At 73.2% G+C, this 9300-nt stretch carries 9 protein-coding genes and 1 pseudogene; 8 read left to right on the forward strand and 2 right to left on the reverse strand.

Annotated features, from left to right (window positions below):
• Positions 1-52 precede the first annotated feature (52 nt).
• The 6 genes and pseudogenes from FB00_RS18740 to FB00_RS18760 all read left to right on the forward strand — a co-directional run.
• Positions 53-1012: pseudogene (locus FB00_RS18740) on the forward strand (alanine--tRNA ligase-related protein); the annotation flags it as partial.
• Between the two features lie 61 nt (positions 1013-1073).
• A complete protein-coding gene (locus FB00_RS23040; RefSeq protein ID WP_269430026.1) occupies positions 1074-1451 on the forward strand; it encodes an alanine--tRNA ligase-related protein in 378 nt (125 codons plus the stop codon).
• 160 nt (positions 1452-1611) lie between these two features.
• Positions 1612-3495, forward strand: a complete 1884-nt coding sequence (gene dnaK, locus FB00_RS18745; protein WP_047234439.1) for a molecular chaperone DnaK — start codon at positions 1612-1614, stop codon at positions 3493-3495.
• Entirely contained in the window at positions 3492-4148 is a 657-nt protein-coding gene (gene grpE / locus FB00_RS18750) for a nucleotide exchange factor GrpE (protein WP_047234440.1), read from the forward strand. Before dnaK ends, grpE begins: the two co-directional genes overlap by 4 nt.
• Before the next feature lie 162 nt (positions 4149-4310).
• Positions 4311-5300 carry a DnaJ C-terminal domain-containing protein gene (locus FB00_RS18755; RefSeq protein ID WP_047234441.1) on the forward strand — a complete coding sequence of 330 codons (990 nt, stop codon included), beginning with the start codon at positions 4311-4313 and terminating at the stop codon, positions 5298-5300.
• A gap of 137 nt (positions 5301-5437) precedes the next feature.
• Positions 5438-5839, forward strand: coding sequence for a heat shock protein transcriptional repressor HspR (locus FB00_RS18760; RefSeq protein ID WP_047234447.1), 402 nt, complete (start codon positions 5438-5440; stop codon positions 5837-5839).
• A gap of 22 nt (positions 5840-5861) precedes the next feature.
• Here the strand turns inward: FB00_RS18760 and FB00_RS18765 are convergent, their stop codons facing one another.
• A complete protein-coding gene (locus FB00_RS18765; protein WP_047234442.1) occupies positions 5862-6590 on the reverse strand; it encodes a phosphotransferase family protein in 729 nt (242 codons plus the stop codon).
• 208 nt (positions 6591-6798) lie between these two features.
• Between FB00_RS18765 and FB00_RS18770 the strand changes: the two genes are divergently transcribed.
• Positions 6799-7107, forward strand: coding sequence for a DUF1540 domain-containing protein (locus tag FB00_RS18770; protein ID WP_047234443.1), 309 nt, complete (start codon positions 6799-6801; stop codon positions 7105-7107).
• A gap of 77 nt (positions 7108-7184) precedes the next feature.
• On the opposite strand, the gene FB00_RS18775 is transcribed toward FB00_RS18770, so the two are convergent.
• Complete coding sequence (locus tag FB00_RS18775) at positions 7185-7982, reverse strand: hypothetical protein (protein WP_231581942.1); 798 nt, start codon at positions 7980-7982, stop codon at positions 7185-7187.
• Between the two features lie 175 nt (positions 7983-8157).
• Here FB00_RS18775 and FB00_RS18780 point away from each other — a divergent pair.
• A partial coding sequence (locus FB00_RS18780) for a sigma-70 family RNA polymerase sigma factor (RefSeq protein ID WP_156186465.1) occupies positions 8158-9300 on the forward strand: 1143 nt, incomplete at its 3' end.

Consider the following 9300-nt stretch of genomic DNA (forward strand, 5'->3'; position numbering starts at 1 on the left):
GGGCGGTGTATTGCCCTGGAAGGTGGCGGACGCGGTCCCTAGGGTCGACGAGATGAACGCCCAGGAGATCCGCTCGGCCTACCTCGAGTTCTTCGCCGCACGAGGGCACGCCGTGATCGAGCGAGCGCCCCTGGTGCTGCGCGAGGATCCGACGACGCTGTTCACGGGCGCCGGGGTGCAGCCGCTGATGCCCTACCTGCTGGGCGACCGGGAGCACGACGCCGGACCCCTCCTGGTCGACTCGCAGCCGTGCGTGCGGGCGCAGGACATCGACGAGGTCGGGGACCGGCGGCACACGACCTTCTTCGAGATGCTGGGCAACTGGAGCCTGGGGTCGGCCGACGTGGAGCAGCAGGTCCGCTGGTTCGCCGAGCTCCTCGCGCACGTCGGCGTCGACCTCGAGCGGCTGTACGTCACGTGCTTCCGCGGGTCGCCCGAGCACGGGATCCCTCGTGACGACGAGGCCGCACGAGCCTGGGTCACCGTGTTCGCGGAGCACGGGATCGCGGCACCGCTCGTGGACGTGGGGTCCCGTGCCGACGGCGACCGCGACGGGATGCGCGGCGGTCGCGTCTTCCTCTACGACGCCGAGGAGAACTGGTGGAGCCGGGGAGGCGGCCTGGACGGCACGCCCGTCGGCGACCCCTGCGGGCCGGACTCGGAGGTCTTCTACGACCTCGGCCCCGAGCACCACGACCCGTCGACCGGTGAGCCGCACCCCGCGAGCGAGGGCGGACGGTTCGTCGAGATCGGCAACCAGGTGTTCATGCGCTACCGCCGCACGAGCGAGGGGTTCGTCCCCCTCGACGAGCCGAGCATCGACTTCGGGGGCGGGCTCGAACGCATCGCCGCGGCCGCGCTGGCGACCCCCGACGTGTTCGACGTGAGCCTCCTGCGCCCGCTGGTCGACCGCCTCGAGGCGCTCAGCGGTCGCCCGTACGAGGGCGACCCGCGCCCGTTCCGCGTCATCGCCGACCACGTGCGTGCCGCGACGTTCCTCGCCGCCGACGGGGTACGCCCGGGCAACAAGGCACACAGGGTACGTCCTGAGGCGGCTCGTCCGCCGGGCGGTCGTGCACGCCCTCCATCTCGGCCTGGACGACCGCTTCGCCGACGACCTCGTCGCCGTCGTGGCCGAGGCGTACGGCGACACCTACCCGGGCCTGGTCGAGCAGCGCGAGGAGCTGAGCGCGGTCGTCCGTGACGAGGAGTCGCGCTTCCGTCGCACGGTGCACCGCGGGCTCCGGGAGCTCGAGAAGCTCCGGGGCACGACGGTCACGGGGGACGACCTGTTCGTGCTCGCGGACACCTGGGGCTTCCCCGTCGAGCTGTCGGTCGACGAGGTCCGCCGACGCGACATGGCCCTCGCCCCGGACTGGCGGGAGAGCTACGCGCTCCACCGTGAGCGCCAGCGGGCACGGTCGCGGGCGGCCGCCACGAGCCGGGAATAGTTCGCCCTGAGTGAAGGTTGAGCCTGGTGGACTCAAGTTCTGGCGAGCGGGCTTGCGCGCGAGCGCACCGCGTGCCTACCTTGAGTGAAGCAGACTCAACCCGGTGTGTCCGGGCGCGCGTGCGCCGTCGGGCACCCCATCCACAACGGAGGCAGCACACATGGCACGAGCAGTCGGGATCGACCTCGGCACCACCAACTCGGTGGTCGCCGTCCTCGAGGGCGGAGAGCCCACCGTCATCGCGAACGCCGAGGGGTCGCGCACGACGCCGTCGGTGGTCGCCTTCTCCAAGACCGGCGAGGTCCTCGTCGGCGAGGTCGCCAAGCGTCAGGCGGTCACGAACGTCGACCGCACCATCAGCTCGGTGAAGCGCCACATGGGCACCGACTGGTCGGTGGAGATCGACGACAAGAAGTACACCGCGCAGGAGATCTCCGCGCGCATCCTGGGCAAGCTCAAGCGCGACGCCGAGGAGTACCTGGGCGAGCCCGTCACCGACGCGGTCGTCACCGTCCCGGCGTACTTCAACGACGCCGAGCGCCAGGCGACCAAGGACGCGGGGCAGATCGCGGGCCTCAACGTGACGCGCATCGTCAACGAGCCCACCGCGGCCGCGCTCGCGTACGGCCTGGAGAAGGGCAAGGAGGACGAGCTCATCCTCGTCTTCGACCTGGGTGGCGGCACGTTCGACGTCTCGCTCCTCGAGGTCGGCAAGGACGAGGACGACTTCTCCACGATCCAGGTCCGCGCGACCTCGGGCGACAACCGCCTGGGTGGCGACGACTGGGACCAGCGCATCGTCGAGCACCTCATCAAGCAGGTGAAGAACAGCTCGGGCGTCGACCTGTCGAAGGACAAGATCGCGCTCCAGCGCCTGCGCGAGGCCGCCGAGCAGGCGAAGAAGGAGCTCTCGTCCGCGACGAGCACCACCATCTCGATGCAGTACCTCTCGATGAGCGAGAACGGCCCCATCCACCTGGACGAGAAGCTCACGCGCGCCCAGTTCCAGCAGATGACGCAGGACCTGCTCGACCGGACGAAGGCTCCGTTCCACAAGGTCATCTCCGACGCGGGCGTCTCCGTCTCCGACATCGACCACGTCGTGCTCGTGGGTGGCTCCACCCGCATGCCGGCCGTGACCGACGTCGTCAAGGAGCTCACGGGCGGCAAGGAGCCCAACAAGGGCGTCAACCCGGACGAGGTCGTCGCCGTCGGCGCGGCCCTCCAGGCCGGCGTCATCTCGGGCGACCGCAAGGACGTCCTGCTCATCGACGTGACCCCGCTGTCCCTCGGCATCGAGACCAAGGGCGGCGTGATGACCAAGCTCATCGAGCGCAACACGGCCATCCCGACCAAGCGCAGCGAGATCTTCTCGACGGCCGAGGACAACCAGCCGTCGGTGCTCATCCAGGTGTTCCAGGGCGAGCGCGAGTTCGCGCGCGACAACAAGCCGCTCGGCACGTTCGAGCTCACCGGCATCGCGCCGGCCCCGCGCGGCGTGCCGCAGATCGAGGTCACCTTCGACATCGACGCGAACGGCATCGTCCACGTCGGCGCCAAGGACCGCGGTACCGGCAAGGAGCAGAAGATGACCATCACGGGCGGCTCGGCGCTGCCCAAGGAGGACATCGACCGCATGGTCAAGGAGGCCGAGGAGCACGCGGCCGAGGACAAGAAGCGTCGCGAGGAGGCGGAGACCCGCAACCAGGCCGAGGCGTTCGTGTACTCGACCGAGAAGCTCGTCTCCGAGAACAAGGAGAAGCTCCCGGCCGACGTCGTCACCGAGGTCGAGGCCGACATCGCGTCGGTCAAGTCCGCGCTCGAGGGCGAGGACGCCGACGCCGTGAAGACCGCGCACGAGAAGCTCGTCGCGTCCTCGCAGAAGATCGGCCAGGCGCTCTACGCCTCGGCCGAGCAGGAGCAGGCCGCCGGCAACCCCGGCGCCGCGCAGGACGACGCCACCGCCGCTGCGGGTGCGACGTCGGCTCCGGACGAGGACGTCGTCGACGCCGAGATCGTGGACGACGAGGACGACAAGAAGTGACGTCCCCCGAGGACCGGGGCCCCGAGGAGCAGGCCGGGCGCGAGCCCGGCCAGGGCCCCGAGGACAAGCCGTTCCAGTTCACCGACAAGCGCAAGGTCGACCCGGAGACCGCCCAGCCCCGCCCCTCGGGCGAGGCCGCGGCCGGGTCGGCCGGTGACGACGCGGAGACGGACCCGCTCGCGGGCCTCGACTTCGAGCCGTCGGACGAGGCCGAGGTCGACGCGGCCGTCCTGGCCGCGAAGGCCGAGGCGGCCGAGCACCTCGACGCGCTCCAGCGCGAGCGGGCCAGCTTCACGAACTACCGCAACCGGTCGCTGCGCGACCAGGAGGCCGCGCGCACGAAGGGGATCGAGGACGTGCTCACCGCGCTCCTCCCGGTCCTCGACGACATCGACCGCGCGCGGCAGCACGGCGAGCTGACGGGGCCGTTCGCGGCGATCTCCGACAAGCTCGACGCGTCGCTCGAGAAGTTCGGGATCGAGCGCTACGGCGCGGTCGGGGACGAGTTCGACCCCACCGTCCACGAGGCGCTCATGCACCAGCCCGACCCCGAGGCCACCGTCACCACGGTGAACCTCGTCATCGAGCCGGGTTACCGGATCGGGGACCGGGTCGTGCGCGCCGCGCGCGTCTCGGTCGTCGGCCCCCAGTAGGGCGGACCACCGAGCCCTCACGTGCCCCGACGGCTCGGGCGCACCTCCTGCGCGGAGGTGCGCTCCGCCGTCGGGCACGCGAGGATCACCAGCAGCAGACCGACAGACAGCAGCGACGACACGAAGGACCAGGACCACGACCACCGACAGGAGGGAGGCGCCGTGACCGGACAGGACTGGATGGAGAAGGACTTCTACGCCGCGCTCGGCGTCCCCAAGGACGCTGACGACGCCGCGATCAAGAAGGCCTACCGCAAGCTCGCGCGCAAGTACCACCCCGACCAGAACCAGGGTGACGCGAGCGCCGAGGCGAAGTTCAAGGAGATCGGCGAGGCGTACGCCGTGCTGTCGGACCCCAAGGAGCGCGAGCAGTACGACGCGATCCGGGCGATGGCGGGCGGGGGCGCGCGCTTCTCCGCGGGCCCCGGCGGTGCCGGGGGAGCGGGCTTCGAGGACGTGTTCGGCGGCATGTTCGGCGGCGGGGGTCCAGGCGGCACCCGGGTCCGGTACTCGACCGGTGGCCAGGGTGGTGGGTTCGAGGACATCCTCGGCTCGATGTTCGGCGGCGCGGGCGCGCAGCAGTTCGGCGGCGGTCCTCGTCCGCGGGCCGGTGCGGACGTCGCCGCGGCCACGACCCTCCCGTTCCGCCAGGCGGTCGAGGGCTCGACCGTGACGTTCACGGTCGACGGCCGCAACGTCACCACCCGCATCCCGCCGGGCGTGCGCGACGGCCAGAAGATCCGGCTGCGCGGCAAGGGCCGCCCGGGCATGGCCGGCGGTCCCGACGGCGACCTCGTCGTCACCGTGCACGTCACCCCGCACCCCGTCTTCTCCCTCGACGGCACCAACCTCCGCGCGACCGTCCCCGTGACGTTCGCCGAGGCCGCGCTCGGGGCGACCATCAGCGTGCCCACGCTCGACGGGACGTCGGTCAAGGTCAAGGTCCCGGCCGGGACGCCGTCGGGCCGCACGCTGCGCGTCAAGGGCCGCGGCGTGCAGACCGCGAAGGCGACCGGCGACCTGCTCGTCACCGTCCAGGTCGCGGTGCCGCAGAAGCTCTCGAAGGCCGCGCGCGAGGCGGTCGAGGCGTTCGCCGCCGAGACGGACGGCCAGGACGTGCGCGCCGACCTGGTCCGCCAGGCCGCGGAGTGAGGGAGGCCGTGATGGCCTACCAGGATCATCCGTCGGTCGGCGACGACGCGCGGAGCGCCGCCGGACGGGCTCCCGGCAGCGACGTCGACCAGGACGCCCCCGTCCTCGTCATCTCCCAGGCCGCGGCGCTCGCGGGGATGCACCCGCAGACGCTGCGTCAGTACGACCGCCTCGGCCTCGTGGTGCCGCGCCGCACCGCGGGCCGGGGACGGCGCTACTCGCTGCGCGACGTCGCGAAGCTGCTCGAGGTGCAGCGGCTCAGCCACGACGAGGGCATCAACCTCGCGGGCATCCAGCGCATCCTCGCGCTGGAGTCGCAGGTCGAGCGGTTGGAGCGCCGTATCGAGGCGCTCTCGGCGCGCGTCGAGCCGGGCGGCCGCGTGTTCGCGGCCGCGGCGAGCGGCGACGTCGTCGTCGTGCCGCGCGGGCGCAGCGTGCGCCGCGGGGTCGAGGAGGCGCTGCGCGAGACGCTCGTCGAGCACGGCGAGGCGCGCGCGCTCGTCATCTGGCGGCCCCGTCCCGACGACGCGAGGTCCTGACCCCGGCTGTCCCGCCCGGGTCTCAGCTCCGGCGGGCCTCGCGCGCGACGAGCGCCACGGCGGCGGGGACGAGCGCGACCTCCGAGGGGTCGAGGCCCGGGTCCGCGGCGCGGGTCCGTGCGGCGGCGTCGAGGTGCCGCAGGAGCACCGGGTCGGCGAGGTGGAGGAACGCGTCCAGCAGGACCCGCGCGCCCGGCGCGAGCTCGTCGTCCTCGTCGGCGGCGACCTCCGCGAGGACGACGGCGGTCACGGCGAGGTCGAGCCCGGCCGGCCCGAGCCGGGCGTTCGTCCAGTGCAGGACGGCCGGGCCGTCGGCGGTGAGCACGACGTTCGCCGGGTGCAGGTCGAGGTGTACGACGCACGGCGACCCGGCGGCGGGTGCGTCGAGGGCTGCGAAGGACGGCGCGGTGAGCGCCGCGTACGCGGGCTCGTCCGGCGCCGGGGGCGGGACCGCGTGGAGCGCGTCGTGCAGCGCGACGAGGATCCGGGCCGATCCGGCGAGCGACGTCCGGCCGCCGAGGATCGACTGGAGGAGCGTCGGCCCGCGCAGCAGCTCCATGGTGAGGTCGCCGTCCGTGGCGGCGTGGACGCGCGGGGCGGGGAAGCCCGCGGCGCGTACGTGCCGCATGACCTCGGCGGTGCCGACCGTGTCCGCCCCCGAGCGCGAGCGTCGCAGGACGCGGTCGGCGCCGACCGCGTACAGGTCGGCGTCGGCACCCGAGAACAGCGGCGCGCCGAGCGAGGGGGCCATGAGCCGACGCTACGCCTCTCCTGCCCTCCTGACGAGGGCCCCGGCGTCGTCCCTGGTCACGCATTTTTGCAAGAATGCCGTGCGCTAATTCCGTGCTATTCCTGCATTTCTTAGCAAGGCCTTCCTTGCTATACACCGTGGAATTCCCGGAATACCGTGGACACGGAAGCCCGGCCCCCCACGGGTCCTCGGAGAACAGGAGATCGCGATGAGCAGCCTCACGGAGATGCCCCAGGTCGTCGAGTGTTCCATCGACGGCTGCGGGTACAACCACGACCACGGGTGCCACGCCGGCGCGGTGACCATCGCCGGTCACGCGGGCGACGCCGAGTGCGCGACCTTCATCCCGCTGGGGACCAAGGGCGGTCTCGAGAAGGTGCTCGCGCACGTCGGGGCCTGCCAGCGCACCGAGTGCGTCCACAACTCCTCGCTCGAGTGCTCGGCCCCGTCGATCCGCGTGGGCGCCGGCGCGTCCGGCGAGGACAAGGCCGACTGCCTCACCTTCACCCCGCGCTGACGCCGACCGCAGTCGCCCCCCGACACGGAACGCCCCGGCCACGCGCTCGCCCGCGTGGCCGGGGCGTCGTCGTGCGGTCAGCGCTGGAGCGCGTCGAGGAGCTGGACGGCGGCGGAGTGGGTGCGGGGGAGCGGTTCGAGCCAGACGCGCGGAGGTCGGCGCAGGATCGCCGTCACCCCCAGCGCGAGGCCCGTGCGCTCGATGTTGTGCCGGAGCACGGTGCGCAGGGTGTCGTCGTCGGCGCCGCGCTCCCCGAGCACGACGAAGAGCCCGTTGCCGAGGGACGCCATGGGATGGCCGTCGCCGAACGTGTGCGTGAGCGCGCGGCCCATCGCCGCCGACCGGGCGAAGCGCTGCCACCCGGTCAGGTGGTCGAGCGCGACGTCCACGACGAGCAGGCCGTGCGACGCTGCGGCGTCGACCCCCGCGCGCTGTGCGACGCCGTACGTCTCCCGGAGCCGTTGGACCAGGTACTGGGAGGTCGCGAGACCGGACTCGGGGTCCATGACCTCGGGCGTCACGGGGGTCGCCTCGTAGCCGTCGGACCACCCGACCGCGACCGCGCGGAGCAGGTCGGTCGCGGGCTCGCGGTCGTGCGCCCGGTACAGGCACACCACGTCGTCGATGGCCTCGCCGATCCCGACGCCCGCCTCGGCCCGCACGCGGCCGAGCCGCTCGGCGGCCGGCGTCCCGTCCCGCTCCTCGCACAGCGCCTCGACGAGGGCGTCCACGGCAGGGTGGTACCAGTCGCCCGGTCGCAGCCAGACGCTCTCGGCGCTCGCCCGACGCCAGCGCTCGCGCACGGCGTCGGGAGCGGGCACGGTGTACCCGTGGAGGTGGTCCATGTAGATGAGACGGGCGAGCAGCCGATTCATGACGCGGGTCGACGAACGAGTTTCCGGGACGCCGCGTCCGGGGTGAAATCGGGCGAAAGGGGAGGACTCCGGCCGTTACCGTTCTGTCGTCGGAAGCCCCCTGCCCCGAAGTTGGACGGGCGTCTACTATGGCCGCTGTACGCCTCGGAGCGGGGCGGTCTCCGGGGCGGGTGACATGACGCAGGCGCAGGAACGGGTGTGGAGCGAGGCGTTCAGCGACGCCGAGCTCATCACGGCCGTGCGCGAGGGCGACACCAGCGCCTACGGGGTGCTGTACGAGCGCCACGCCGCCGCGGCCCGCACGGTCGCGCGCCAGTACGTCCGGTCCACGGCCGACGCCGACGACGTCGTCTCCGACGCGTTCGCCCGCACGCTGTCCGTGCTCCAGGGCGGGGGCGGCCCCGACGTCACCTTCCGCGCGTATCTCTTCACCGTCGTCCGGCGCCTCTCCTACGACCTCGTCAACGGTGCTCGGCGCACCCAGCCGACCGACGACGAGCGCACGTTCGAGACCGCGTTCGGCCCCATGGCGTCCACCGAGGACCCGACGCTCGAGGGGTTCGAGCGCTCGACGGTCACTCGCGCCTACCAGGACCTCCCCGAGCGCTGGCGCGCCGTCCTCTGGTACACGGAGGTCGAGAACCTCTCACCGGCGGACATCGCGCCGATCCTCGGCCTCACCGCGAACGGCGTCTCCGCGCTCGCCTACCGGGCGCGCGAGGGGCTGCGCCAGGCATACCTCCAGCAGCACCTGACGTCCGTCCCCGCCGAGGAGTGTCGCGCGGTCAACGCGCTCCTCGGCTCGTACGTGCGCGGCGGGCTCGCCAAGCGCGAGACCGCGCGCGTGGAGTCCCACCTCGACGGCTGCGGCGAGTGCCGCGCGCTCGTGCTCGAGCTGGGCGACGTGTCGCACGGCATGCGCGCCGTCATCGCGCCGCTGGTCCTCGGCGTGGGCGCGCTCGGTCTCGTCGGGACGGCGCTCCCGACGTCCGGCGGCGCGGCCGTCGCCGGCGGCGTCGGTGCCGCCCTCCAGGGTGCGTCGAGCGGTGGCGCGGGATCCGCGGGCGGGTCCGGCGCCGCCGGGGGGTCGGGCGGCGCGGGCGCCGGAGCAGGTGCGGGCGGGGGCGCGGGTGCCGCCGGGACGAGCGCTGCCGGGACCGGCGTCGTCGGTGGTGCCGGCGCCGCGGCAGGCGCAGCCGGAGGAGCCGGCGGCGCGGTCGGGGCCGGCGCGGCTTCCGTCGGCGGGGCGGCAGCCGCTGCCGGCGGCGCAGCGGCCGGGAGCGGCGCGCTCGCCGCCGCCGGGGCCGGCGGGCTCGTC

The sequence above is a fragment of the Cellulosimicrobium funkei genome (assembly GCF_001019615.1).
GTDB classification, from domain to species: domain Bacteria; phylum Actinomycetota; class Actinomycetes; order Actinomycetales; family Cellulomonadaceae; genus Cellulosimicrobium; species Cellulosimicrobium cellulans_E.

What these genes read in the sequence shown, in the direction of transcription:
- FB00_RS18775 (WP_231581942.1), bottom strand. Translation starts at nt 7,982, where the DNA reads ATGAATCGGCTGCTCGCCCGTCTCATCTACATGGACCACCTCCACGGG.
- FB00_RS18770 (WP_047234443.1), top strand. Translation starts at nt 6,799, where the DNA reads ATGAGCAGCCTCACGGAGATGCCCCAGGTCGTCGAGTGTTCCATCGAC.
- dnaK (WP_047234439.1), top strand. Translation starts at nt 1,612, where the DNA reads ATGGCACGAGCAGTCGGGATCGACCTCGGCACCACCAACTCGGTGGTC.
- FB00_RS18765 (WP_047234442.1), bottom strand. Translation starts at nt 6,590, where the DNA reads ATGGCCCCCTCGCTCGGCGCGCCGCTGTTCTCGGGTGCCGACGCCGAC.
- FB00_RS18760 (WP_047234447.1), top strand. Translation starts at nt 5,438, where the DNA reads ATGCACCCGCAGACGCTGCGTCAGTACGACCGCCTCGGCCTCGTGGTG.